Consider the following 23,703-nt stretch of genomic DNA (forward strand, 5'->3'; position numbering starts at 1 on the left):
TCAATGAATCAAACTGATTTTATTCAAAGACTTCATCGAGATCCATCGTTTGTACCATTAAATTTTGAATTTGTCAGCTCTTTTGCAAAGGGATGTCCTACTTATTCAATATTACTGCCCCAAAATAATACACATTATATTTTCGCAAGCCAGCTTGCTGAACAGATGCTTAGCTCAACTTTATTATTGCCAAATATTGGTGATATACTATTTGATATACCTCCAGAAATTGCCAGTCTTATTAAGAATTTTCCTGTTTTTTCGTCTGTCGAGATCCATCGTAAATTTCGAGGATTTATAGGGAAAAACTATTTAAAGCAATCTCATCTTTATTGTGGTAGCATTGCAAGTCAATATATTCAAGATTCACTTTGCCTATTGAAATCAGGGGATTCACTGTCAAATAATCTTAGTGATCTAACTATGAAGATCAACTCAAAAATACTTCATTTAAGTGATCCTGTTGAAAAAATTTTTTCAAAGCTTACTCCTCAATTTGCTGCCGCTTTCAAGACATTTCCCTTTGATTTCACGCAAATTTCTATTGACCTTGTGGATGAGCTCTACAAGGTATGTCTAGATGATGATCCAAACATAGACGTAGAAACTGCCAAGCAAAGTATAGAATCCCTTTTTTTCATATTCTTTTCGGGCAGCGATACAATCATCAGCCTTTTTGAGGTTTATTTGTATCTCAGATCTAATCAGCAATTATATCCACATTTCTCATCCATGGATTCTGGTCGAAAGGCTGATTATATCCTTGCATATTTCCCATATTTTAGGTTTATTGCCAGAGTTTCTACCTCGGATCTTAATTTTGATGATTTTACAGTTAGATCAGGTGATACTGTTATGATTTCCATCCAGGCTATTAATTGTCTGATGGGCGTAAGCAAACATCGTACCTTTACGTTTGGATTTGGGGAGTACTCATGTATCGGAAAGTTTGTATCACCAGTTGTGTTGAGTGTTTTTATTGATATTGTTGAATCTGATTTCAAGCTTCTGAAATTAGATTGCAAGGGTTTTGCTCCTCATCCAATACTAACCTATCTTGATAATCCACAAGTTATAATTTAATTTGATTTGTCGTGTATCGACTCACGCCCGAAATTTTTTTTCGATCAGTACTCATAATTTTTCACCAAGTGTTGATGATATATGAGCTTGTTAATACCTAGCCTTGCCTAGTATCTCTAGATCATGATTGATTTCGGTTTGTTTATGTTTTACTCATCTCATTCGTTCATTGTATTGTTTGCTTCATTAACGCGAGTTCATTGACTACTGAGCAATTGCTGATTGATCAGTGATTGGTTTCGATCTCTTCAGCTTTCCTTGGCTTCAATCAGGGAATTTTTTTATTGATATAGTTTGAGCAAAGATGTTCATTCTTCGCGTCGTATCTAATTTGTGTTAGGGAATCAGATGTCATTGATACAGTTTTTCCTGCATATGTGACGAATGACTTGCCTTGAAGGTGTACCATGATGGTACCGACACACCTATGATTGCAATTTTGAATTGGTTTGATGAACAGTGCTGAGATGGAAAATGAGATCCGTACACTGCTCGGGAATTCAGATATTGGCTTGTTAGAGGGTCTCTTGGTTGACTCGGCAGATTGGGGTGTCAATATCAGAATGACGTTGAATAATGAATTTGTCGAAGTTGATCTGATTAAAAACTGGGATGGTTTTGAAATGATCTTGCTCGACGAGCAAAAAAGAGACTCGATTCAAATTGATGAACTTCAGGATATTCTTCAGATTCTAAAAAGTCACTACTAAACTTCTTCGGAAGCGGGTTTTGGTTCCCTCTCGAAGCTGAATTTCATCGCCAGAATGGCCAAGTTTAACGTCAATGTAAATGCATTTGCGATCATCACCGGTTTGGCCTCAACCTGAAAGCCATAGATCACCCAACACAGACAGCCAGTGCTGAAAGTCAGTAACAAGGCATAAGAAACGTCCTTCGCCGATTGGCTTTTCCAGGTTTTGATGACTTGTGGCAAAAATGCGATTGTTGATAGTGTTGCCGCTGCGAAGCCGAACAATTCTGAAGAACTCAAATCGAATGGCATTTGAACGATGTCTTTTGATTGTGCTTGACTTCTGAGGTTAACTGATGTTTCCGACTGTCTGAACGCTTAATCAGAACAATGCTTCACAGCTTTGAGTTTGACAGGCTATCAAAAAGAGATGTCGAGCCTTTTAGCAACTTGAAACTAGACCTGTTCATTGCCAGCATTGAGTTTTGTTGAAGTGATCCATGGCTTTAAAGCTCTTCGGTGGTCCCAGAACGCGAGCCAGCATGCCTCGCTGGTTCATGGAGGAGAAAGCGATCGACTACGAGCTGGTGGAACTGGACCTTCAGTCGAATCAACATCGCCAGCCCGAATTTCTTGGCATCAACCCATTTGGAAAGTTGCCCGCTCTGATCGACAGCGACGTGCTGCTTGAGGATGGTTCTCCCCTGAAGTTGTTTGAAAGCGGTGCAATCCTGTTGCATCTGGCCGAGCATTACAGCGGCGAGATCATCACGCCTGCACAGCGAGCTCTGACCAGCCAGTGGCTGTTGTTTGCTAACTCAACTCTTTCCATTGCTTTGTTCGTTCCCTCCAATCGCGAGCGTGAATTCCCACGACTCATGGAGACGCTCAATCAGCAATTGGATCCTGAACGTCCTCTCGTTGGTGAGTGTTGGGGAGCAGCGGACTGTGCTGTTCAGGCTTACCTCAGTTACCTGCCACTGTTTTTTCCTGAGATCGATCTCAGCCCTTATCCCGTCGTTCAGGCAGTGATTGAGTGCACGAGTCGACGTCCGGCCTACAGGTTGGTCATGGGTTATTCCTGAACTGTGATCATCCTCTTTGTTCATGTTGATTGGCGATTCAGTCAATGCATGGGAAGGTGTGCAAAATGACTGCGGCAACCCTGGTTCGGATGGATCTCGCTTCATTGCATCGGGAACTCGTTGACAGTCCTGACCTGTTGATTGTTCAGGATCTCGATGGGGTCTGCATTCCACTTGTGAAGGATCCCCTGACCAGGACCCTTTCTCCGGAATACGTGCAAGCCGCTGCCCGATTACGAGGCAGTTTCGCCGTGCTCACCAATGGTGAGCACGAAGGTCGTCGTGGAGTGAATCGTCTGGTTGAAACGGCACTCGGTGACAGTGCAATAGCGCGCAGCCAAGGCCTCTACCTACCTGGTCTTGCCGCTGGTGGAGTGCAGTTCCAGGATGAATTCGGCCATGTCACGCATCCAGGAGTCAGTGAGTCTGAAATCAGCTTCCTGGCTTCCGTCCCGGAGCGGATGAAGGCTCTGATGAGTTCCATGCTTCCTGCCTTGATGCCGGAATTGAACGATGAGCAGCTTGCCGTTGAGTTGGAGCTGGCTGTTTTAGACACTCAGCTCTCACCAACCATCAATCTCAACCACCTGTTCAGTCGAACCCCTGACGATGTTGCGCATCAGCGGCGATTGCAGTCAATGCTGGAGTCGCTCATGCAGCAACTGATGGCGATGGCTGTGGCCGAAGGGCTTCAGGACTCTTTCTTTCTGCACGTTGCTCCCAACCTCGGGCGCGACTCCCTTGGCCATGAACGGCTCAAGCCAGCCGAGCAGGGCAATGTTGGCAGCACCGATATCCAGTTCATGTTGCGGGGAGCTATCAAGGAAGCCGGGTTACTGGTCTTGATCAATCGCCATATCCAAGCGCGCACAGGCACCGCGCCTCTCGGTGAAGAGTTCAACGTTCGAACCGCACCCCACGACCATGCATCGCTGCTTGCCCTGTGCAAACAACGGATACCCGTTGATCAGATGCCTCACCTGGTGGGCGTCGGTGACACCGTTACTTCAACAATCAACCCTTCGGGAGATGGCTGGTTGCGAGGAGGCAGCGACCGCGGTTTTCTGACTCTTCTTCAGGAACTGGGATGCAGCTTTGGGCGTCCAAACCGGGTTGTGCTCGTCGACAGCAGTGCGGGAGAAGTGGACCGTCCTTCTCTGGCTGATGGTTCGCTGGCCGGGATCAGTGATCCCGAGGATCCCCTCCATTTCGATGTCTGCATTCCTGGTGGTCCAGAGGCCTATGTGAACTGGTTTAGCGGTTTATCCAAATCTCGCAGCGAGCTCACAGCTTGAAATGGTTCTGACTGGATGAACGCGCTGTGACCATCGCAGCTGCGTCGATGCTTCGCTCAGCTGGCCCGGGTTAGGTCTTCCTGCCGACTCAAGCTGATGTCTCATCATTGCTTGAGTTAAGTCGTCGGTTTCCTAAGGCGGGGGTGTTTGGCCAGAATTGCAACAGGTCATGGCTCAGATCGCTTTCCGACGTTGACATCAACCTTTCCAGCAACGCTGAGATTCCCCCCCGTTCGCCGAGGCAAATTGACCACCCTGCAGGTCAATCTCGGTTATCGCTGCAATCAGACCTGCAGTCACTGTCACGTGAATGCGGGTCCCTGGAGAAAGGAAATGATGGCCGGGGAGCTGATTGATCTGATCCCTGAGGTGCTCGCCCGGCTTGATCTTCGCTGTCTAGATCTCACTGGCGGTGCGCCGGAGCTGCATCCACAGTTTCGTGAGCTTGTTTCGGCGGCCAGGACGCTTGGCGTTGAGGTGATTGATCGCTGCAACCTCACGATTCTCAGCGAACCCGGATACGAGGATCTCGCTGAATTTCTGGCGAGCATGGGAGTGAGGGTGGTTGCATCTCTCCCCTGTTACGAGCAGGAGAGAGTGGATCTGCAGCGAGGCCGGGGCGTTTACGAGCGCAGCATTGCCGGTTTGAAGCAGTTGAATCAGTTGGGGTATGCCCAACCAGGATCACCGTTGCAGCTGGATCTGGTCTTCAACCCATCAGGTCCTTCGCTTCCGCCGGCTCAGGAGCCCCTGGAAGCTCAATATAGGCAGGCATTGTCATCCAGCCACGGGATTTCGTTTTCTCACTTGCTCACGATCACCAACATGCCGATCCAACGCTTCGCGCGCGATTTGCAGCATCAGGGTCAACTTGAGCCCTATCAGCAGATTTTGCGAGATGCGCATCGACCGGAAAACATCAATGCAGTCATGTGCCGAAGCCTGATCAGTGTGAGTTGGACCGGTGCCCTTTACGACTGCGATTTCAACCAGCAGCTGGATCTTGCATCCAAGTGCGGACCACGACATCTGCCTGATTTACTCAGCGCAGCCGACGGACTGATGGATCAACCGATCGCTGTCGCAGATCATTGTTTCGGGTGCACAGCTGGCAATGGCTCCAGCTGTGGTGGTTCTCTCAGTTGAGCGTTACCTGCACCCCAGCTGGCGTCATCAGGAAAACGTGTTCTCCCAGACGATGTTCCTCACCGTCGACGGCTCTGACACCACCGGAAACGAAATCAGCGGTGCGTTGTGCCTGGGCCCTGTCCATGCCACTGAGATCAAGGACCACCGTTTTCTGACTGCGAACGGCCAGAACGGCTGACATCCCCTCCGTCACGGTCTGCGGACGGATCACAAGCAACTCCTGTGATCGCTCTTGAGTGAATTGATTCATTACTCTCAGCCTGGCGAGGCTGGAGGAAAGTCGCAGCAACCGTCACCATGCAGTGATGACTAAATCCTCCTCACCTGATCCGGCTCCCGCTCACTGCGGCAGTAAGCCCAAACGCTTGGCTGTCGGAATCGCTCCTCTCGGGACTGTCTCAATCGGGATCGTTCCCATGGGCGTGATTTGTATTGGCATCGTTCCGATGGGGGTTGTCTCCATCGGTGTGGTCGCCATGGGTGTGATCAATCTCTCAATCGTTGGGATGGGCTTGCTGGCGATTGGAGCCAACACCATGGGGATCTGGACGGTAGGGCCAATGAGCATGGGGTTGGTGCAGATCGGTGCTCGAAGCAGTCATGACCACAACAGCCATCACCAAAACAGCCATCACCAAAACAGCCATCACCAAAACAGCCATCACCAAAACAGCCAAAGCAGCAGCGATGCTGACGCTGCTTTAGAGGATGATCCCCGCTTCATGGCTTATCCCACCAAGACTGAAGCCGAAAAACAGGCCAGGCTGATCGGCTGTGAGGGAGTGCATCAGATGGGAAGTCACTGGATGGCTTGTGCTGAGCATTCAACGAACCATCACGAGTGAACAACCGCTCAGCGACACTCTTGGCAGATTCCACGCACGTTCAGGCTGGAATCGATCAGTTCAAAGTCGAACTGCTTGCAGGCATCACGCCCAGCCTGAAGAACCGGCTCATCTTCAAATTCCTCCGTTCGACCGCAGCGCACACAGACAAGGTGATGGTGGTGAATATGTTCGGCGTCGGCCAGCTCGAAACGGCTGCCACCATCACGGAGCTCCAGTTCCTGGAGAAAATCCATCTCCACCAACAACCGCAGGGTGCGATAGATGGTTGCCAGGGAGACTTTTGACTGATTGTCGACAAGCTGACGGTGGACCTCTTCCGCACTGAGATGGCTTCCGCTGCCGATCTCTTCAAACAGATCAAGCACCAGTCGCCTTTGTGGCGTCATACGACGCCCTTCTTGGTGAAGCCCCTTCTTCAGAGTTCCGGTCGCTTCAGCAGAAGAGGTTGCAGGCGACATGCAAACCGAATGCGGTATTTCTCAATAGTACGCACTATTGAGAGTCAACACCAGTGCTCGTTGACGAATTGGGTCCTCCTTTGGCTGGTCTTCTACGTGACTTCTGATACAGACAAGCCGTTGAGCCGGGCCATCAGTGGCTCTTTGCAGGGGTGCTGGAGCCATCGATGCGCCCGTTCACTGCAATCGATTTGACATCGGCCTTAACAAGCCTCAACAGGTTGCTCAGGAGCATGGTGGCAAACCCGATAGGCTGACTTGCCGTTCGAAGAAAAGAGTGTCGGTCTCCTGGACGGTGCTAATGCGCTTCTTTGCGAGCGGCCTTTTCCTGCTGGCCCATGGTTTGCTCGTGCTTGAGCACATAGCACTGGGTACAGCTCTGCATGGCGTTGCCGAAGTTTTTCTGGCTCCCTGGGCGCTGCGCCATCGTGCCTGGGACCTGATTGTGATTGGTCTGATTTTCTGTGTGTTCGACCTGTGGGGAACCCTGAGACTGATCAATGTGCTGGGTTGAGGGTCGTGGATTCCATCCACCAACGGGCAACACGGCCAGCCTCATCAGGCTGACTGGCTGGAACAGTCACCACCACAAGCCTTTTGTTGCTGCGCTGATAGTCATAGCGGCAGTAGCCCACACCTGTTCCTGAACAGGACGCCAGCGACGAAAGCTGGTTACCCGCCAGCTGTTGTTCAAAGTTGCGAGCTGGATCAACAGGAGCCGGATTCCATCCAGTTGAAGTGAGCGTCTGATCAACAACCAGAATTGATTGACCAGCCTGGAGATCAGGCGGCCGTTGTTCTGCTTTCAGATCAAGCCACATCCCGGACATCATGAGGCCGGAAAAGACCAACAGCCAGCGCATAACCGAGCCCGTTTCATCAGGCATAGCCATGGATCAGGATCTGGCGCCACGATTCAGCGTTGATCTTGCTCCGCTTCTCTGGCACCAACGATCAGAGCGGCAAGAAAGGGCAGAACCGCAATGGCTGTAAGGATTTCCATTGCCGATGTCCTAGTCATCAGAATATTGCTTGATGTAAAGGCCCTCTGCGGTTTCAACGGATACCGCTTTGTGGAAAGCAAAAGCAGTGCTCAGTTGTGCGAACAATCGAATGATGCCGATCAATATTGATTGAAGACAGATAGTTATTTCTGAATAGCAATCAACATTCGGTTACCAACAGGTCTTCAAAAAATCCTCTAATTTAGATTTTTAATCGAAGAGTTATTGGATGCGCAAAAACAATCAAGGATAATTTTTAAATTTCCCAGCCCTTTAGTAGACATTTAAATTGTTGAATGGTATGCAAGCTTAGTGACTTTCCCACAAAAAATAACCTCCCAGGACTCCTGCTTTGTTTGAGTGCAAGATCACTTCATTGGAGAATTCAAAACCTTTTAGGAGCTTGCTGTTGCCACCACCCAAATGCAGCAAATCCCAATTCCAGATATGCTTAGTGGTTGAGATCACTCTTTCAACACGCTTAATCCATTTGTCTTTTCCGATCGCTTCAAGGGCTGCTCTGCCAACGTAGTCCTCATAGGTTTTGCTCTTTTTAAACAGATGATGCGCAAGTTCGAGGTTGGGTACAAGACCTCCATCAACAAACAATGCTGAACCCATACCTGTACCAAGTGTCAAAACCATTTCAACACCCTCTCCAGAAACACAACCATATCCCTGAACATCCGCGTCATTGGCCACACGTGTTGGTTTGTTCAATCGTTCCTGCAAGAGAGTGGCTAAATTGGTGCCCGGCCAATTGATATCTAAGTTCGCAGCTGTCTCAATAATTCCATTTCGCACAACCCCTGGAAAACCCACAGCAATACGATCAAATCCGGGTACTTGAGTTGTTAATCCTTCTATCACCTCAATGATCGCCTCTGGTGTTCCAGGATGAGGAGTTTCACGACGTTGTCGGTCGCATAGCTGACTCCCCTTTGAATCGACAACAATAAGCTTGACTCCAGTTCCGCCAATGTCAATGCAGAGTGTGTCTGGTGATTCCTTCATCTAAAATTCCTGTATTGAGTACATTCTATGCAAGAAAAGTGAACTTTTCAAGCATGATGAAAAGTTTAAAATTTATGCGGTATAAAGTCGTCAACAGAATAGTCAATTTGTATTTATGCGCTATTCAAGGTATTTGTCTTGTGAAGGTAAAACAAACTATGCAATGCACGCCATTGAGCTGCACTTAGTGTAAAAATTGAACAATCTCAATGAAGCATATGTTTTAATTTTATTCACAAGCAAAAAATGGTCAATTCATTAGCCTGACGAAAGATCTATTAATTAATGGGAGCAAAAAACTCTTTTATTTGAATATATAAACTTTCTCGCATAAGCAATACAATGACAGGCCCTAGGCTTGTCAGGATTGTTGTTGCTCACAGTTTCTTTTGAGAAATTTAGAGCGATTGGCTTCAGTCCAGTTTGATTGTCGTGCTTGATCGCAAAGTTCGTTCAAGCGACGATTCAGATCCTCTTGGCTGTGAATATCATCTCTGATACCACGCACATAAAGCGATCCAGTGAATAACGCCACCGCAATGGCACTGAACACAGCAATGGATTTTAAAAATTTTTCCATGATGTTTCTACGCCAGTAGTCCACCAGTTTGAATCCATTGTCGCTGCATGTGAAATAATCAATTGAGGTGAAAGAATTTCAACAAGAGTCCCTGCACTGTCAATTGTGATTAACGAAGGGATTGCGAGCACCATATTAAAACAATATCCCAGTTGTAGCACGAATTGACTGCGACGCGAGGATGGTCGGGAATGGTATTTAACAAGTTGATGAAAATACTCTCTCTTCGTTGAATGTGGCAGAGGAATTGTCTTGTGGAATCCAAGTAAATGTTTACCAATAGGTATGTTATACATTATTTTAAAATTAATCCAACTCAGTGATTGGCGATTGAACAAAATTACTTAATATTCCAATAAATTGATGCATCGAAACGAGTGCGAACAGCACTGCAGTTAGATTGCACAACCAACCGAGAAGGTAGAGTGAAAAACCTATTGGCCAATTGGTAGATAAGTTGTAATGGCTAAAAAATGCATCCAATGCTGCGTCTACAGCAGCGTAAAAGGTCGCGATGTACATTGTTCCGGCTAGTTGAGCTGCTTTGATGCCAGCTCTGTGCTTTGTAGTAGATAAGAGTGCTCTACTGGTAACCATTTGAAGATTAGCAAACATGAAAAAAGCAACAAATAAAGTAAGATTTGATAATTGTCTGACGACAAGCACTTCTCGTGACTCAATGACTAAATAGCCAATGCCAACAATTGGAAATAGAATCCGCAGAACTGTAAAAGCTGCGTTGATGATAAGTGGATTCAAAAGACAGATTGGCTAATGTTGTACTTCTAGCTACATTTGAATATTACTGCGTGAGTAATTTAACTATTTTTATGCTCGTTTGCTTAAGAAGATTTAGTGGGATCTGTTGTGTGTACATGCTTTAATTGTATCAACCTGGTATTTGGGTTTATTTGTTGAGAGTGAAAAACATACAATCCATATAATGTTAAATAATTTTTAGCAAATACAGAGTTTTTAGTGGTTGATTATAGATACATACTAATCTTCTAATGAAATGTTCGTCTTTTTGTGCACATAAAAAGCCTTAGGTACAATTTTATTCTCCAGTTCAGCAGTTCATCAATAAATCATGGCTATTGTCATTTGAAAAAATGACTTCTTTGTTATCCCAGAGCTCTTGATTGGAATTCGTGTGATAAGTGTAGACGGAAGTACTGATCTGTTGGTCAAGATCATTCACAGTCAATTCAATGTTCAGAGCCTGCCCAAAGGCCTTGATGAGAGCCATGCATGGGATGATCTGGGTGCTGACGCCCTTCTGCGTAGTACAACCTTTCAGCTATAAGATCATCGACCATAGCGTCTGTCGTTGATTTGAAGGAGTTGGTCATCATGACAATGGATGCAATGAGTGAAGTGAACATCGCTTTAAAAAGTGAATATTTGGGTTATTGCCCCAATTGACTCCTTGAAGATCGCAGCCTTTCTGGTGAACCCCACTGCACAGCATTGGTGCAGACGCCAAGAGATTCTGGTGATCATCTGGTGAATGGCTCAGGATCTAATGCTTGAATGAGCTCTGAGCACAACAAAGCCGCTCACAAAAGCCACATGTATTGGGAGTCCCGCCTGGACCTTGATCGATAGCTATTAGAGTGTTGAATGAAAAGTAGCAGATAAAACTATTTAGTTATTTCCGGTTATTAATAGCAAACTAATCAACACAACCTCTCAATGGTTTGAAGATTGTGTTGCCATTTTTCTTATTTTTTAGCGATTGGTTTCCCTGTGGATAGAGAAAATAATGCCATAAGCCACCACGTTTGTCTATATAACTCCTGTCACCAATACTTTGCGCGGAAATAAGCTTATACGTCTCGGTCAGTCCATCGGACCATTCAATTCTTAATTCATGCTTGGTTAGATAAAAAGTACAGTCTCCGGCCTTTTTGCCATTGTATTTGCAACAGCTGTTCCCGTACCCATGTCCTGATGCTGATATAGATATAGATGATAAAACGACTAAGGTGATCTTGCCAAGGATTGAGTAAAATGCTTTCAAAACAGCTTGTAGTGTTGGTTTTCTGTAATTCTTTTCCATCATGGTCGCTGAGGACGTACAGGCAGTAAAGGATCACGGAATTTGATGTTATGAGTAGATCAGTTGATTTAGCTCGCCACCCACGTGATATGTAATTTGCGATTTTTGATTATTAAATTTGTTGATTGCGACTATTTAGAGAATAATATTCAGAGTATTCTTCGGAAAGAATGGTGTGAGAGTTTTGCCAAGGCGTAATTGAAATAGCCTCAATTGTTCAAAATACTTAAAAGTCTGTCCGCCGAGCCATGCCTTGCGAAGTAGCAAGGAAATCATCATTATTTGTCACTGGTGCTGTACAGACAGTTGAGGTCTTCATCTTTCAATAATGTCGGCCAGGAGAGCAACCAACTGATTCTTTCGCTCAGAAGGGCAGATCAGCGAAGGAGTCCGTTTCCTGTGAATTGTGGATATGTCAGTGGCGTTGGATTAAATGCACTGCGCCTAGAACTCTGGCATACAAGAAGCTGCTGATCAGCTGCAACAGCCCGTGGCAATTTATCCAGTCAAGCCTAGGTGAACTGCTATTAGCGGGGTTGAATGCTGCACCAAACTCCTTTTTCACACAACGTTTGGAGATGTGCAGCGCATCATTGGTGCCCAACGCCGACAAAACACTGAGGCAGTTCGGCTGATGAGCAATGCAGTCTTCGCCAGTGAGCAAGCCTGAAGCCGGCAACCTGCGGTCCTTCTTTCAGTGCTGCGTCCTCATGGTTTCGACCATTGGTCTGACGACGCGTGGGGGAAGACTTTTGGCGGTCGAAATTTTTTTGATTGTGTAATTCACTGGGGGACCGTGCTTACAGCGCCCTGAAGAGCTGCGGCACTTGGTCGTAAAGAGCGGGACAAGTGGTCCCGAGCTGTGGTCGATCTATCAGAAGTCGATGGGCGGCACCAAAGGCCGAATAACCGAACCGAGGCGACTGCATCCGCTGCTTCTGCGGGATAGGCCCCCCAAGGCGATCGACTGGAAGCTGCAGGCCTGGGTGCAGATCAATGAAGAGCTGCCGCCGTTGAACCGTGAAGGAGAGGGTGGGCAGGCGCTGGCATCTATCTGCGCAGGGGTGAGGCGTGGAGAGAGCTACGCAATCAGGCTGAAAGTCAGGGTAAACAGCTGACGCCGCGCAGCTTCCGGCATCAATACGCCAAAGGCATACACCCAGCAGGCTTACCCATCGCCAACATCAGCGAGGCAATGGATCACACCTTTCAGGTCCACCAGCAGAGCTACGCGAGGTTCAAGTTCAAAGCGATGGTTGAACTGGTGGAGTCAAAGAACGCCTGACTGGTTACTTCTGTCTGCAGAATTCTCAATCGCACTGCGCCTCCTTGCTCATAGGGAGTCTGCGTCGCCAAGCAATCCACCACCCGGCTGAATTGCCGTTGCCGGCTCTGGTTCCATGGTGGGCTTGGTGTTGCGTCGTTCTGGGTGAGCGGGTTCTATGCAGCGCCGTCTGTGCTGGGCTGCATTCGAATCGAACCAGGTGATTATGTGGCGTGTCGTATTGCCCACTGGCGACTGATGTTTCAGGAGCCAGAGGCTCTGCAAGTTGGCCCTGAGATTCCAGAAAATGCCGTTTGGAAGCTCACGCCAACGGATCTGAACTGACCCCGTTTGAACCGGGTTGATTCATCGGGGCATGAGTTCGCCGCAGTACCGAAATGCACTTTTCGTGCCGATTCGTTCCCCGGCTTCCTTGGCTTTGATGTCTCCTGCGCTCAGCAATTAGCAGGTATGCCGGTTGCGAGCAATTCTTTCGACGTCTTTGTTTGCACAGCCGAGAACCAGGATTGAGCCAACCGCAATGGCGGCGACGGGTGCAAAGCGTTTCATCGGCAGGTGGGGTAAGCCTCTCTGTCATCGCACCGGAAGCTGTTGATCCGCACCCCCAAACGCATGGAAGTCACTTCTGCCCGTATAGATCCAGCCAATCAGCCGCTGCTGCACCACCTTCGAGCAAGTGTCTGCAGAGTGCTGAGAAGGTGATGTTTGCCTCTTCGCTGTGGAGAGCTTCATTGGCCTGAAGCTGACTTCTGCATCCACACTCCAGGATCTCGACTTCCGCTTTTGCCCTTGCCTTTTGTGCTGGTGGCCTGCGTCTTCACTTTGGAGGCATCAGCGCAGCTTCTGCATGAGCTGACTCATCAGCACAAGCGCGTCCTGAAGCGATACGCAGACCCGTGCATCAAGTGCTGAGTGCTCTGTCATTGCCTCCAGCTCTTCACGGAGGCGACCAAGAGAGCGGAGCATTGCTGATGGTCTCAGCCGCGGTTCAGCGTCCAACTGCTCGTCTCCGAAGGCGATCAACAGCACCCGCCGGTGCTAGCTGAATTGCTTCAGCCATCAGCCCATCACTTCCAGGCGCTGCTGCTCGATGCGCTCGTTTTCTGCGTCTTCTGCAGCGATCATCCGCTTCGCATGCCGTTCATCACCACCAGAGCAGACCATCGTGTTCTGAAGACGCTTCTGATTGGTGCCGTTCTCAAGTGCCTTCAACTGTGCTTCGAAGAGCTTCTCTCGCTGCTGCTGGACCTCAGCAACAATTTCAGGATCGCGATACAAAAGGTCAGCCCCAGCAGCGGCGGTCAGCTCTATCCGCTCTGAAGCTCATTCAGAGTGGCAATAAAAAGCAATCCACCAGCAGCAATGCCCCATTTTGGTGCCTGCGCTGGGTCTAATTCTGCAATTGCTGCCTGCAAAATTCCCGCAACAGATTCACTCTTCTCGAATGGATTACTAGGGCTGATCTTGCCTGAATCAATGCCTGCCATCTTGCGAGCACGATTCAATAACCGAACCTGCTGTTGAGTCATTTAATGCGGGCTGCAAAGTCGCAAATCAAAAACTCGTTATAATAATAAGGTTACATTTGTCCCTGCTCAACTGAGATTAATCAAGCCAGATATTGAAGCCTTCTTTGTGGGCTTATGGGTGCATTTAAATCAATTAAAAATCGAACGGAAGTGACATCTTCTGATTTCTAATATGAGTCAAAGTCCTCGCTTGTTTATCAATTAATTTGTTCAAATTTACCATACTGGGAAAAAAACACCTCTTATTGGTTCTTATAGCTGCGCTTCCTTGAGCTGACTGCACTATTTAGCGGTAAATTCATGGCCATGCTCTTTACCAATGCCAATAACATCTTCAGGTGAGTAAACTGTTTTTAGTTTCTCCTGAAGACAGGGGTAGGCTTCGACTTTTTAGAGAATTGCTTTGAGATGTTCTAGGGACATGGGTAGCTGGTGTCTTCAGCTGTCATAGGAACAGACTCATTGACTATTTGGGGGGGCTCTCATGAAATTCACCACAGATTCACCAGTGTTTGAAGTGGTGGATTCAGAGCATCCAAACGATTATGGATGGAAACAGCACAACGACATGGAACCCATTACTGCCACCGTCGTCATCGTCGCTCTTGTGGCACTGGCTTGCTGAGCGTCAATACCAGGGCTGACAAGGCACCGAATCGCCTGACTTCTGCATGGTGTCCAGGCTTCGATGGCAAGGTGTCTTTCAATGCGACTGGCGACAGAGTGCTTTCAGCCACAGCGCTTTCCCTCATATCAGTCAACGTGATCCGATGAGCATTGAGCGAAACGATGCCGGCCAAGTTCCTTTGCTGGCACTATTGGTGATATTTGGGGGATGTTTAATCGCTTAAAAGGAGCTATCTTGGCAAATATCTAAAGCTCCTTATGGCTAACAACGGCAAATCACTTGAACTAAAATTTGCTTTCTACACACTTGCTGCGACTATTCTTGTTGCAATTTGGGCGTTTGCTTGCAATTTAATTAATACAACCTTCGCAATTGTCAATCCCATTGGACAAATCATTGTTGCCCTGGTCTTCGGCTTTCTGGCGTTTAAGTTATTCATGCTTATTCGTGAAAAGACTAAACATAAATCTGATCATGCCAGCTAGCTACTTATTGGCGGCTACGCTTGGATGGAAAAATTTTATAAGCCATAACTCTAAAAAGAATCAACTCCGCTGAAATCATTGGGAGAATTTATTTATCAACCAAGCAAAAACGATGAGAGCAATCAATGTCGGAGCAATACCTATCAATTTACCAACATTAAATATAAAGAGTATCAAAGCAAAGAGGATTACCACTCTGCCAGTAGTAGTAGACAAGAGCTTCTTCCACTTAATCTTTTTCCCGCTTCGGCAGTTCTTTGTCATAAGAAGCAGGTCTGTTCAGCAGTCATAGCAACTATGTGCTGCAGCGTCAGATCTTTTCTTTGTCAAAAGGCATCAATGGGATAACCCATTAAGGGCACATCTGCTTCATGCCACTTTAATTTCCCACCAGCCACACCTTCAAGCTCCTCTTTACTGAGCTGACAGAACTTGTTAGCAGTGAATTGATAACCGTATTCTTTAGCAATGCCTACAACATCTTCAGGCGACTTAGCTGCCTTTAGTTTCTGCTGAAGATTGGAATCACCTTTGACATTGGCCAGGAATGCCTTGAGTTGTTCTAGGGACATGGATAGCAGTTCTGTTCAGCAGTCATAGCAACGACTTGCAGCGGTGTCTTCAGCTAACAGTGACAATGCTCAATCGAGCCAGACATGGCGACGAATTTAAAATTTTTAGAGACTGCTTTATGGGATAAATCAGGATATTGAAGAATTGAAAAGCCTCTACGACGGCAGTGGCTTTGATAAATAAAGTACAGTTCTTTTTCCTTCCTTTCCTAGCATTAGCAGGTTTAACGGTATCAGTCATCGATCAAGGTAACATCTTCATCTGTACCATATCTAGTAAAACAATCAATGCAAGCACCCCCAGCAGCTCTTTCCAGCTCCTCTTCTGAAATCTCGTTCTGAATGTCATCAGCAGAAATACTAAACCCAGCCTCTTTCGCAATCGCAAGAGCTGAATCAACATCAGCGGCTGCTTTGAGCTTTTCCTGAAGGCTGGTGTCGTCTTTGACTTTTTCTAAGAAGGCTTGAAGCTGTTCTTCTGACATATGTATGAAATCTATTCAGCAACCTTAGCAACGGTCTGCTGCAGCGTCTTTGGTTAATACTTAGCGCGCTCAATCGTGCCAGGTATTGAAGGTGTATTTATGGGTTTAGTTGAGCTAATGAAGCAAGATCTCAGTGATAAAAGAGACTTCAGGTTTGATATAACTAGTAATTCAACTAGACCAGCAGTCTACCTTTTACCACACACAACCTCGCCCTCACTGAAACATACATGCCCTTCCTGAGACTGACAATCCCCCACAAACGTACTCGCCGCGCCACCCGAAACACCTTCTAGCTCCCTTTCACTGAGCTGGTTAATTTTATCAGCAGTGAATTCATAACCGTGCTCTTTGGCAATGTCTACAACATCTTCAGGTGACTTTGCTGCTTTAAGTTTCTCCTGAAGACTTGTATCGCCTTTGACCTTTTCAAGGAACGCTTTGAGTTGCTCTTCTGATATGGGTATCGGGAGTCTTTAACGATTATAGTAACTGTCTGCTGCAGAGGCTTTGAGTGTGTAAGTTTTAAAGCCGAGTGGAAAAATTTATAAGTTACCCTTTATATCAGTCCCCATCCTCCACCCTCCGCATAGTAAATCGCTCTCTCAACTGGTGTCCAACCATGCCAATTCTGTTTGACCTTCCCACCAGTCACGCCTTCTAAATCCTTTTCACTGAGCTGACTCAGCTTATCAGCGCTGAATTCGTAACCATGTTCTTTAGCAATGCCTACGACATCTTCAGGTGACTTAGCTGCTTTTAGCTTGCTTAGAAGATTGGAACCATCTTTGACCTTGGCCAGGAATGCCTTGAGCTGTTCTAGGGACATGGGTATCTGAAATCACTAACGGTTATAGCAACGGTCTGCTGCAGAGCCTTTGTCAATCGATTAATACGCTCAATTGTGCCAGATATTGAAGGCTGATTTATGGGGTTAGTCAGACTATTGAACCAATAAAAAGCCCCTGCTAATGCAAGGGCTGTGAGTGTGTTGGCTGTGTCACCAGCAAAATAGGCTGTTGTCCGGTCCCGGGCTAGTCACCGCAGAAACGACGCACTCAATTCAAGCACCACTACACGGTCCGCATCCAGGAATGCACAAACCACCAGCAGCTCCCTTCAGTTCTTCTTCTGACAGCTGAGCTTGTGCTTCCTCGACCGCTTCAGCAGTAATCTCAAAACCTGCCTCTTTGGCAAGACTAGCGATTGAATCAGCATCTGTTGTTGCCCTTAGCTTTTCCTGCAGAGAAGTATCAGCCTTGACTGCTTCCCAAAAGGCTTTGAGTTGTTCTTCTGACATGGGTATCGGGAGTCTTTATCGGTTATAGCATCGATATCTTCTAGTGTCTCTGGCTAACAACTAATGCGAACAATCGTATTAGATGTCTGAGACTGATTGATGGTCTTTTAGGGGTGATTGAAGAAATAAAAAACCCCTGCCGTTGCAAGGGCTTTGATGAGTAGTCTTTTAGTAGGCTCAACACTCAGCCGTCAATAACCAGCAAGTCGTCATAAAATTGGAGGTTCCACCACCAGCCGCAGCTTCTAGCTCCTCTTCAGAAATCTCTGATTGAGCCTTCTTCAAGTCGTCAGCAGAAATCATAAATCCCGCCTCTTTTGCAATCGCAAGAACTGAATCGGAACCAGCAGCTGCCTTGAGCTTCTCCTGAAGGTTGGTCTCGCCTTTGACTTTTTCTAGGAATGCTTTGAGTTGTTCTTCTGACATGGATATCAAGTGTCTTAAAAGGTTATAGCAACGATGTTTTGATGTGTCTTTGGCTTATACTTACAGTGCTCAATCATGCCAGGTATTGAATGCTGATTTGTGGGATTATTGGCGAGATTGAAGAAATAAATAAAAGCCCCTGTCAATGCAAGAGCTTTGCTGTGTGTAGGCTTGGTTACTCAACTATAACCGCTACAGCCCAGACCCCAGCTACCAGTTCCACCAGCCACGCCTTCTAGCTCCTCTTTACTGAGCTGACTGAGGTGATCTGAATTGAATTCATGACCATGCTCTTTAGCAATAGAACATCTTCAGCTAATATAGCTGCTTTTAGTTTCTCCTGAATTGTCTGGTCGTCCTTCGCTTTTGCTAGGAACGCTCTGAGTTGTTATTCCGACATGGGTATCTGTAGTCCTTAGTGGTTATAGTAATGGCCTGATGAAGGTGCTTTGGCTGATAATTATGTACTCTAAAATATAGAGATTTGAGGCCATGAAGGCTTCTGAGTGTTGTTGAAAGAATACTTAAGTTGTGAAAGTTCTAGGCAGATGTGTGGGGTTTCAATTTACCCTTTTTAGTATTATTTTTTCTCGCATTTACACGTGCCGCAATGAGTGCCATATATATAATATGACCCAGTGCTGCAGGAGTTAGCTCCTCCAGAGACTTCCTCGAGTTCTCCTTCTGAAAGTTCTGTATAGATTGATTGAGCTTTGACGATGGCTTCAGCTGAGACATTGAAGCCTGCTTCTTGAGCAATGGCTGCCACAGCATCGGCATTAGCAGCTGCTTTTAGCTTCTCCTGAAGGCTGGTGTCGCCTTTGACTTTCTCTAGAAACTTTGAGCTGTTCTTCTGTCATGGGTATCAGGTCTGATCAGAAATAATACCAGCGGCTGCAGCGTTTTTGGCTAACAATTACTGCGCTCAATCGTGGCAGGTGTTTGATGCTGATTTATCGGATTATTTAGGATATTGAAGCATTAAATTAACCTGCATCGGCATGGAATTTGATGAGTGGACTACAGCTACTTACAACATTAAGCAGATTACACACGTGTGCGCGTAGGTGTGAGTGTGCAGCCAGGTGCACGGTTTACCTTGGAGTCCACCGCCGGCAACACTTTCCAGCTCATCTTCAGAAGGCTTTGATTGAGCCTTCTTCAAATCGTCAGCAGAGATACTAAATCCCGCCTCTTTGCAATCGCAAGAGCTGCTTAAACATCAGCAGCTGCTTTGAGCTTTTCCTGAAGGCTGGTGTCAGCTTTGACCTTTTCTAGAAAAGCTTTGAGTTGCTCTTCTGACTTGGGTGGCTGGCCAGTACAGAAGGCTTAGCCATGGCCAGCTGCAGCGTCACCCGAACTCCGGGCACCATCCGGCCTGGTCTTGCCAGGTGGGAGTCCAGTGGCGGCAACGCTTGATCAGGTGATCGCCCTGCTGGAGCTGCTGTTGCCTGAGATTGCAGGCCACCATCGTTCGGCAGTGGCCATCCACTCCATAGGCGAAGTGCTGGCAAGTCAGGCAAATCCGGGCTCCTTTCCAGTTCTGCAGCTCTTTCTCGTCCACAAAGTCCCACTCCTCCATCGCTCCTCTCTGCTGTAGTGCAGACGTACTAAGACAGGGTGAGAGGTGTGGTCAAGCGAGTTCAGAAAGGCTTTCGGAATCACCCGATCAGGTGATGTGGTCAAGGGGCTTTTGGGGGATCTTGAGGGAGCCCACCTCTAACAGGCAGCGCATGTTGCAGCGGTTCCTCACCACCGCTCCATGCACAACCTGTTCCAGATCGCTGATGTGGATTCTGGCGTGATCCGCTGGGTCAACGCTGATCTGGTGACTCACATCCTTCCTGCGATCTAAGGGCGGTGTGACCAACCTCACAACCCTCCTTGAGGCAGGTCATCAAGTCAGCTGTTGATTGCGGAGATGGTGTGGCCATCGAGAGGAAACAAGCCTCCACCGCTTTCAGATCCATGCCTCATTTTGTGACTTTCGACGTCGTACCTCAACCCGAAAAGGACAGCTTTGGAAGCTTTGAACCAAGGCAAGCAAAGTTGCAGGACGCTTCTACGAATGATGACGTGACCGGTCGGAAGGGTTTGAACTGGAGTGAAATCTGCGATGAAGGTACCTCGCTTAAACAGGCAGATGAGCTGACCGGCGGCTTTGAGCCGCGTGAAGTGATACCCGTTGAGATTGGACAACGACCTGATCCAGAGATTGGCGGTCTTGAAGCACCTGGCAGTGGGATCGTCCTAGATACAACACCTCCCCAGATGTCGATGCATCAAGGCGCGATGAACAGTGTTTGGGGCAAAGATGCAGCTGGAAACTTTCGTGATGCAGCTGGAAATACCTCAGAGAGATACCGTCTTGGCCCCGGAGCTACTTTCGAAGACATAACCGAAACCTTCAAGCCAGTCCCTGAGATGGACAGCTTTGGTGAATCCCTCAAGCCCGTTCCAGAAGATGGCGGTTTTCAACCACTTGAAGGAGCTTCAGTTGAGATTGGTCGTCCACCTGATCCAAAACTCTGGCTTCAAATGTTGGGCTGACCGCTATTTGAGCTTGCACAGAACGACTGAGCCACGACCTTTCAAAGCAAAGCCCCGCTCTCATGAGTGGGGCATCTCAGTGGTGATCCGCTGGTTCAAAGCTGACCTGGTGACGCACATCCTTCCCACATAGCAACAACTCTCCGTAAGCCAGCGGCGCGTCTAGCGACGCACCAGACAAGCTGACTTCCTTCGTGTTGTCCAGTCAATCAATCGTTGAGCAGTCAGGAGATATGTTTAATGCATCAATATTCTTTTGCAATGCCCTTCTGCATCCCTCAATAAACCAGAGAGCCAGCTCTTTCTTCATGCTTGCACTCGCATCCTTTGGAAGGTGACCCGTGAAAACCAATCGATCTCCAAAAGAATCAATAAATCCAGGCTCTTCGGTTTCTTTGACTTGCTCTTGAAGCTCACTTTCCATCCTTTGTATTTCACTTGCCTTATTGAGAACGCAGTCATCGTCGGCGTAGTACTGCGAATAGACAGGTGCAGATGTAAGAAATAGAGCACTTAATACTAATAGAGATTTCATAGACATACGCTTGATCACTTAACGCTAGTACTCTGAGTGCAATAAATTAATTTACTAACACTAATGACTAAAAAAGAAGGAGAAAAGGCTGAAAAGGATATTGGGTTGCCTTCCTATAACCATTCACAAAAACAGTTCAATCATAACTGTGGTTTAGCTGCTGCTAGGGAATCCCTTTATGTCAGGCACACTGCCAAATACCGTACCGCTAAATCCTAGTTATAACGGCTTCTACTTTCGCTAGAAGCCTCTACAAGGCGCCTGTAATTGTCTCTATGGGTGATACATCTATTTGAAGGTTTAGCGTCTCACCGAGCCTTTTATTGTCAGTTTTAAAAGGCTTGGCTCATTCAGCGCCATCGAAACATACGACTTTGCTCCCGCACAAACTGTCCGAAAAGGTCCTGAAACCGAACCTCGACGGACGGTCGCCCCACTTCCATGCGTGATCCAGCGGGAATAGAACGAAAAGGTCCCACTCGGAGACACCCATGACTCAAGAACAACTCAAGGCATTCATCGCCAAAGTTCAAGCCGATACTTCACTGCAGGAACAGCTCAAGGCAGAAGGTGCAGACCCTGTTGCTATTGCCAAAGCTGCTGGTTTCGCGATTAGCACAGAAGACTTAAAAGCAAATCCCCAAGACTTGTCTCAGAGAGACCTTGAAAGTGCAGCTGGTGGAGCTAACTCCTGCGATATCATGACTCACCAAGTCTGGGATTCCTATATGGGAACCTGTTTTATTTGTAATAAGCACTAAATATGTGTGGTGAATGTGTTATGTGAGCCTACTCATCAAAGCCTCTGCGTTGACAGGGGCTTATTATTGCTTCAATCTCGCCAATAATCCCACAAATCAGCCTTCAATACCTGGCACGATTGAGCGCAGTAAGTATTAGCCAAAGACGCTGCAGTAGACCGTTGTTATGACTGCTGAACAGACCTGATACCCATGTCCCTAGAACAACTCAAGGCATTCCTCGCCAAGGTCAAAGGTGATTCCAATCTTCAGGAGAAACTAAAAGAAGCTAAGTCACCTGAAGATGTTGTAGGCATTGCTAAAGAGCACGGCCACGAATTCACTGCTGATAAGGTCACTGAACTCAGTGAAGAGGAACTAGAAGGCGTGGCTGGTGGCCAGATGTCTTTATCGGACTGGAAGTGTGTCCATAACTAAACCTACGTAAAGAACATAAGAAACTAAACAACAGGCTGCAGTTGTGTCCATAACTTTTCTCCTCGGCTTCAAAACTTACACACTCAAAGCCTCTCCAGCAGACTGTTGCTATAACTGCTGAAAGGACCTACTACTCATGTCAGAAGAACAACTCAAAGCCTTTCTAGAGAAGGTCAAAGCAGACACAAGCCTTCAGGAAAAGCTGAAAGAAGCTAGCGAATCAGTATGTATAACAAACCTTGCTAAGGAACATGGTCACGAATTCTCTTCAGACACATATGAAAAACTCAGCGAAGAGGAGCTAGAAAGTTTGTCAGGTGGTGCTAATACGCCCAATCTCTGCTGTTGCACAGCTGCCACATTCAAAGTCGGCTATTCTGGTTTTTAAAAAACATCTCATGTCAGAAGAACAACTCAAAGCCTTCCTGGAGAAGGTCAAAGGCGACAAAAGTCTTCAAGACAAACTAAAGGCAGTAAAGACTCCTGAAGACGTCGTAGGGATCGCTAAGGAGCACGGTCATGAATTCACTGCTGATAATATCGCTGAACTCAGTTAAGAGGAACTAGAAGGCTTGGCTGGCAGAGGTTTACCATCTCTTTGGACTGCCTGTAACCTCAGGTTGTGTAGGAGATTTACTGACCCTCCTCCGGGCTCCTGATTCTACTTATCAAACACCCTGCCGTCGTAGTGGCTTTTTATTACTTCAACAGTCTGAATAATCCCATAAATTAGCCTCCAATACCTGGCACGATTGAGCGTAGTAACCATTAGTTAAAGGCAATTCACAGTCGCTGACAGGGTGGTGAAGGCGCATCCCCCAAAATGACCAAAGATCCTCAATGACGGACCACTGGTGGTCGGTATGCGCACACTCTTGCGCACAGCGTTGCAGAAACTCAGTCAGTAACTGGTGGACCCGTTGCTTACGAAGCAATCAAACGTCGATTGCCTGCTGATTCCACTGTTCTGCAGAGAGCTTGCCCTGAGCATCGCCCTGCTGGATGAAATCCTTCACGACATTGACCTGCATCGCCTGGACGCCTGCATCAGGGCTGAGCTGATTGTTCAACTGGCGAGCACGGCGATCGTGATGCGTTGAGAGTGCGCGGAGCAGAGCTGGATCGACACCAGGCTCGTACGTGGTCTTCACGGTGGTGCGCCCCATGGCGTCGGTGACTGTTTCGGTGACGGTGCGTCCGTGTTGGCGTTGCACCGCAATCTGCTCGCGTAATTCCCGCTTAGACAGATTCCAGCGCTCTTCGCTGACTGCCATCCGCTCTTCGAGCGTCAGCTGATTGATCGGGTGCGCCTTGGCTGATTGCTTGATGAATTGGCTCACCCTGGCCTGGGTTATCTCCAACTCCGCAGAGATTGCAAATTGCGGGGCATCGTTCAGATGTAATTGACAATCACGATTGCGCTTAATTTTGGCTTGTCTTCTCTGCTCAATCGATGCAGCC

General features: G+C 47.3%; 36 protein-coding genes and 4 pseudogenes. 17 read left to right on the top strand and 23 right to left on the bottom strand.

What is annotated here, in order from left to right; translation table 11 throughout:
- Positions 1–3 precede the first annotated feature (3 nt).
- The gene (locus SynBIOSE41_RS08215; RefSeq protein ID WP_186540460.1) at positions 4–1,083 is read left to right on the top strand and encodes a hypothetical protein; all 1,080 of its coding nucleotides are present in this window, start codon (positions 4–6) and stop codon (positions 1,081–1,083) included.
- Positions 1,084–1,535: 452 nt separating this feature from the next.
- Entirely contained in the window at positions 1,536–1,793 is a 258-nt protein-coding gene (locus SynBIOSE41_RS08220; protein WP_186540462.1) for a hypothetical protein, read from the top strand.
- On the opposite strand, the gene SynBIOSE41_RS08225 is transcribed toward SynBIOSE41_RS08220, so the two are convergent.
- Positions 1,790–2,086, bottom strand: a complete 297-nt coding sequence (locus SynBIOSE41_RS08225) for a SemiSWEET family sugar transporter (RefSeq protein ID WP_186540464.1) — start codon at positions 2,084–2,086, stop codon at positions 1,790–1,792. The two genes, SynBIOSE41_RS08220 and SynBIOSE41_RS08225, sit on opposite strands and share 4 nt — an antisense overlap.
- A 188-nt stretch (positions 2,087–2,274) precedes the next feature.
- Here SynBIOSE41_RS08225 and SynBIOSE41_RS08230 point away from each other — a divergent pair, with 188 nt between their 5' ends.
- From SynBIOSE41_RS08230 to arsS, 3 genes are all read left to right on the top strand, one after another.
- On the top strand, positions 2,275–2,859 hold the full coding sequence (locus tag SynBIOSE41_RS08230) for a glutathione S-transferase family protein (protein WP_186540467.1): 585 nt from the start codon (positions 2,275–2,277) through the stop codon (positions 2,857–2,859).
- Between the two features lie 65 nt (positions 2,860–2,924).
- On the top strand, positions 2,925–4,154 hold the full coding sequence (gene stpA / locus SynBIOSE41_RS08235) for a glucosylglycerol 3-phosphatase (protein WP_186540469.1): 1,230 nt from the start codon (positions 2,925–2,927) through the stop codon (positions 4,152–4,154).
- Positions 4,155–4,346: 192 nt separating this feature from the next.
- Positions 4,347–5,300: an arsenosugar biosynthesis radical SAM (seleno)protein ArsS gene (arsS, locus tag SynBIOSE41_RS08240; RefSeq protein WP_186540471.1), complete on the top strand. Its 954-nt coding sequence runs from the start codon at positions 4,347–4,349 to the stop codon at positions 5,298–5,300.
- Here arsS and SynBIOSE41_RS08245 read toward each other — a convergent pair.
- Entirely contained in the window at positions 5,293–5,553 is a 261-nt protein-coding gene (locus tag SynBIOSE41_RS08245; RefSeq protein ID WP_186540473.1) for a cell division protein SepF, read from the bottom strand. The two genes, arsS and SynBIOSE41_RS08245, sit on opposite strands and share 8 nt — an antisense overlap.
- A 55-nt stretch (positions 5,554–5,608) precedes the next feature.
- On the opposite strand from SynBIOSE41_RS08245, the gene SynBIOSE41_RS08250 reads away from it, so the two are divergent.
- Positions 5,609–6,148: a hypothetical protein gene (locus tag SynBIOSE41_RS08250; RefSeq protein ID WP_186540475.1), complete on the top strand. Its 540-nt coding sequence runs from the start codon at positions 5,609–5,611 to the stop codon at positions 6,146–6,148.
- Between the two features lie 8 nt (positions 6,149–6,156).
- On the opposite strand, the gene SynBIOSE41_RS08255 is transcribed toward SynBIOSE41_RS08250, so the two are convergent.
- Positions 6,157–6,609 (bottom strand): Fur family transcriptional regulator, encoded by a 453-nt coding sequence (locus SynBIOSE41_RS08255; RefSeq protein ID WP_186540477.1) that lies wholly within the window; start codon positions 6,607–6,609, stop codon positions 6,157–6,159.
- 301 nt (positions 6,610–6,910) lie between these two features.
- Between SynBIOSE41_RS08255 and SynBIOSE41_RS08260 the strand changes: the two genes are divergently transcribed.
- Entirely contained in the window at positions 6,911–7,123 is a 213-nt protein-coding gene (locus SynBIOSE41_RS08260) for a hypothetical protein (RefSeq protein ID WP_066906241.1), read from the top strand.
- Here SynBIOSE41_RS08260 and SynBIOSE41_RS08265 read toward each other — a convergent pair.
- The 5 genes from SynBIOSE41_RS08265 to SynBIOSE41_RS08285 all read right to left on the bottom strand — a co-directional run bounded on the left by SynBIOSE41_RS08265 (position 7,107) and on the right by SynBIOSE41_RS08285 (position 10,456).
- Entirely contained in the window at positions 7,107–7,502 is a 396-nt protein-coding gene (locus tag SynBIOSE41_RS08265; protein ID WP_255476005.1) for a hypothetical protein, read from the bottom strand. The two genes, SynBIOSE41_RS08260 and SynBIOSE41_RS08265, sit on opposite strands and share 17 nt — an antisense overlap.
- A 420-nt stretch (positions 7,503–7,922) precedes the next feature.
- The gene (locus SynBIOSE41_RS08270) at positions 7,923–8,627 is read right to left on the bottom strand and encodes an ROK family protein (protein WP_186540479.1); all 705 of its coding nucleotides are present in this window, start codon (positions 8,625–8,627) and stop codon (positions 7,923–7,925) included.
- A 361-nt stretch (positions 8,628–8,988) separates the two neighbouring features.
- Positions 8,989–9,231 (bottom strand): hypothetical protein, encoded by a 243-nt coding sequence (locus tag SynBIOSE41_RS08275; protein WP_186540481.1) that lies wholly within the window; start codon positions 9,229–9,231, stop codon positions 8,989–8,991.
- 282 nt (positions 9,232–9,513) lie between these two features.
- Positions 9,514–9,966, bottom strand: coding sequence for a hypothetical protein (locus tag SynBIOSE41_RS08280; RefSeq protein WP_186540483.1), 453 nt, complete (start codon positions 9,964–9,966; stop codon positions 9,514–9,516).
- A gap of 310 nt (positions 9,967–10,276) precedes the next feature.
- A complete protein-coding gene (locus SynBIOSE41_RS08285; RefSeq protein WP_186540485.1) occupies positions 10,277–10,456 on the bottom strand; it encodes a hypothetical protein in 180 nt (59 codons plus the stop codon).
- 1,697 nt (positions 10,457–12,153) lie between these two features.
- On the opposite strand from SynBIOSE41_RS08285, the gene SynBIOSE41_RS18065 reads away from it, so the two are divergent.
- Entirely contained in the window at positions 12,154–12,387 is a 234-nt protein-coding gene (locus SynBIOSE41_RS18065; RefSeq protein WP_255476008.1) for a hypothetical protein, read from the top strand.
- Between the two features lie 311 nt (positions 12,388–12,698).
- Positions 12,699–12,878, top strand: a complete 180-nt coding sequence (locus SynBIOSE41_RS08295) for a hypothetical protein (RefSeq protein WP_255476009.1) — start codon at positions 12,699–12,701, stop codon at positions 12,876–12,878.
- Between the two features lie 507 nt (positions 12,879–13,385).
- On the opposite strand, the gene SynBIOSE41_RS08300 is transcribed toward SynBIOSE41_RS08295, so the two are convergent.
- From SynBIOSE41_RS08300 to SynBIOSE41_RS18345, 4 genes and pseudogenes are all read right to left on the bottom strand, one after another.
- On the bottom strand, positions 13,386–13,583 hold the full coding sequence (locus tag SynBIOSE41_RS08300) for a hypothetical protein (RefSeq protein ID WP_186540487.1): 198 nt from the start codon (positions 13,581–13,583) through the stop codon (positions 13,386–13,388).
- Between the two features lie 30 nt (positions 13,584–13,613).
- On the bottom strand, positions 13,614–13,832 hold the full coding sequence (locus SynBIOSE41_RS08305; protein ID WP_186540489.1) for a hypothetical protein: 219 nt from the start codon (positions 13,830–13,832) through the stop codon (positions 13,614–13,616).
- A 29-nt stretch (positions 13,833–13,861) separates the two neighbouring features.
- Positions 13,862–14,083 (bottom strand): hypothetical protein, encoded by a 222-nt coding sequence (locus tag SynBIOSE41_RS08310; protein ID WP_186540491.1) that lies wholly within the window; start codon positions 14,081–14,083, stop codon positions 13,862–13,864.
- A gap of 282 nt (positions 14,084–14,365) precedes the next feature.
- Positions 14,366–14,461: pseudogene (locus SynBIOSE41_RS18345) on the bottom strand (Nif11 family protein); the annotation flags it as partial.
- Positions 14,462–14,567: 106 nt separating this feature from the next.
- On the opposite strand from SynBIOSE41_RS18345, the gene SynBIOSE41_RS08320 reads away from it, so the two are divergent.
- Both SynBIOSE41_RS08320 and SynBIOSE41_RS08325 read left to right on the top strand, forming a co-directional pair.
- A complete protein-coding gene (locus SynBIOSE41_RS08320; RefSeq protein ID WP_186540493.1) occupies positions 14,568–14,708 on the top strand; it encodes a hypothetical protein in 141 nt (46 codons plus the stop codon).
- A 260-nt stretch (positions 14,709–14,968) separates the two neighbouring features.
- Positions 14,969–15,196, top strand: a complete 228-nt coding sequence (locus SynBIOSE41_RS08325) for a hypothetical protein (protein WP_186540495.1) — start codon at positions 14,969–14,971, stop codon at positions 15,194–15,196.
- A 326-nt stretch (positions 15,197–15,522) separates the two neighbouring features.
- On the opposite strand, the gene SynBIOSE41_RS08330 is transcribed toward SynBIOSE41_RS08325, so the two are convergent.
- The 9 genes and pseudogenes from SynBIOSE41_RS08330 to SynBIOSE41_RS08370 all read right to left on the bottom strand — a co-directional run bounded on the left by SynBIOSE41_RS08330 (position 15,523) and on the right by SynBIOSE41_RS08370 (position 19,561).
- On the bottom strand, positions 15,523–15,768 hold the full coding sequence (locus SynBIOSE41_RS08330) for a Nif11-like leader peptide family natural product precursor (RefSeq protein WP_186540497.1): 246 nt from the start codon (positions 15,766–15,768) through the stop codon (positions 15,523–15,525).
- 233 nt (positions 15,769–16,001) lie between these two features.
- Positions 16,002–16,253: a Nif11-like leader peptide family natural product precursor gene (locus SynBIOSE41_RS08335; RefSeq protein WP_186540499.1), complete on the bottom strand. Its 252-nt coding sequence runs from the start codon at positions 16,251–16,253 to the stop codon at positions 16,002–16,004.
- A 188-nt stretch (positions 16,254–16,441) separates the two neighbouring features.
- Entirely contained in the window at positions 16,442–16,714 is a 273-nt protein-coding gene (locus SynBIOSE41_RS08340; RefSeq protein ID WP_186540978.1) for a Nif11-like leader peptide family natural product precursor, read from the bottom strand.
- Positions 16,715–16,812: 98 nt separating this feature from the next.
- A complete protein-coding gene (locus tag SynBIOSE41_RS08345; protein WP_186540501.1) occupies positions 16,813–17,082 on the bottom strand; it encodes a Nif11-like leader peptide family natural product precursor in 270 nt (89 codons plus the stop codon).
- Positions 17,083–17,316: 234 nt separating this feature from the next.
- Positions 17,317–17,553, bottom strand: coding sequence for a Nif11-like leader peptide family natural product precursor (locus SynBIOSE41_RS08350; protein ID WP_186540503.1), 237 nt, complete (start codon positions 17,551–17,553; stop codon positions 17,317–17,319).
- Between the two features lie 177 nt (positions 17,554–17,730).
- The gene (locus SynBIOSE41_RS08355; RefSeq protein WP_186540505.1) at positions 17,731–17,979 is read right to left on the bottom strand and encodes a Nif11-like leader peptide family natural product precursor; all 249 of its coding nucleotides are present in this window, start codon (positions 17,977–17,979) and stop codon (positions 17,731–17,733) included.
- Positions 17,980–18,559: 580 nt separating this feature from the next.
- Positions 18,560–18,839 (bottom strand): annotated as a pseudogene (locus tag SynBIOSE41_RS08360) (Nif11-like leader peptide family natural product precursor).
- Between the two features lie 170 nt (positions 18,840–19,009).
- Positions 19,010–19,281 (bottom strand): annotated as a pseudogene (locus SynBIOSE41_RS08365) (Nif11-like leader peptide family natural product precursor); the annotation flags it as partial.
- Between the two features lie 49 nt (positions 19,282–19,330).
- On the bottom strand, positions 19,331–19,561 hold the full coding sequence (locus tag SynBIOSE41_RS08370) for a hypothetical protein (RefSeq protein WP_186537626.1): 231 nt from the start codon (positions 19,559–19,561) through the stop codon (positions 19,331–19,333).
- 177 nt (positions 19,562–19,738) lie between these two features.
- Between SynBIOSE41_RS08370 and SynBIOSE41_RS08375 the strand changes: the two are divergent.
- A pseudogene (locus SynBIOSE41_RS08375) lies at positions 19,739–19,834 on the top strand (DUF3104 domain-containing protein); the annotation flags it as partial.
- A gap of 194 nt (positions 19,835–20,028) precedes the next feature.
- Entirely contained in the window at positions 20,029–20,529 is a 501-nt protein-coding gene (locus SynBIOSE41_RS08380; protein WP_186540507.1) for a hypothetical protein, read from the top strand.
- A 205-nt stretch (positions 20,530–20,734) separates the two neighbouring features.
- Here the strand turns inward: SynBIOSE41_RS08380 and SynBIOSE41_RS08385 are convergent, their stop codons facing one another.
- The gene (locus tag SynBIOSE41_RS08385; protein WP_186540509.1) at positions 20,735–20,953 is read right to left on the bottom strand and encodes a hypothetical protein; all 219 of its coding nucleotides are present in this window, start codon (positions 20,951–20,953) and stop codon (positions 20,735–20,737) included.
- 602 nt (positions 20,954–21,555) lie between these two features.
- On the opposite strand from SynBIOSE41_RS08385, the gene SynBIOSE41_RS08390 reads away from it, so the two are divergent.
- The 4 genes from SynBIOSE41_RS08390 (at position 21,556) to SynBIOSE41_RS08405 (ending at position 22,799) form a co-directional block, all read left to right on the top strand.
- Positions 21,556–21,825, top strand: a complete 270-nt coding sequence (locus tag SynBIOSE41_RS08390; RefSeq protein ID WP_186540511.1) for a Nif11-like leader peptide family natural product precursor — start codon at positions 21,556–21,558, stop codon at positions 21,823–21,825.
- A 192-nt stretch (positions 21,826–22,017) separates the two neighbouring features.
- Positions 22,018–22,242 (top strand): Nif11-like leader peptide family natural product precursor, encoded by a 225-nt coding sequence (locus SynBIOSE41_RS08395; protein WP_186540513.1) that lies wholly within the window; start codon positions 22,018–22,020, stop codon positions 22,240–22,242.
- Positions 22,243–22,378: 136 nt separating this feature from the next.
- Positions 22,379–22,630 carry a Nif11-like leader peptide family RiPP precursor gene (locus tag SynBIOSE41_RS08400; RefSeq protein ID WP_186540515.1) on the top strand — a complete coding sequence of 84 codons (252 nt, stop codon included), beginning with the start codon at positions 22,379–22,381 and terminating at the stop codon, positions 22,628–22,630.
- A 10-nt stretch (positions 22,631–22,640) separates the two neighbouring features.
- Entirely contained in the window at positions 22,641–22,799 is a 159-nt protein-coding gene (locus SynBIOSE41_RS08405; RefSeq protein ID WP_186540517.1) for a Nif11-like leader peptide family natural product precursor, read from the top strand.
- A 378-nt stretch (positions 22,800–23,177) separates the two neighbouring features.
- On the opposite strand, the gene SynBIOSE41_RS08410 is transcribed toward SynBIOSE41_RS08405, so the two are convergent.
- A complete protein-coding gene (locus SynBIOSE41_RS08410; protein WP_255476010.1) occupies positions 23,178–23,582 on the bottom strand; it encodes a hypothetical protein in 405 nt (134 codons plus the stop codon).
- Positions 23,583–23,703: the final 121 nt, after the last annotated feature.

Source organism: Synechococcus sp. BIOS-E4-1 (genome assembly GCF_014279995.1).
Taxonomy (GTDB): domain Bacteria; phylum Cyanobacteriota; class Cyanobacteriia; order PCC-6307; family Cyanobiaceae; genus Synechococcus_C.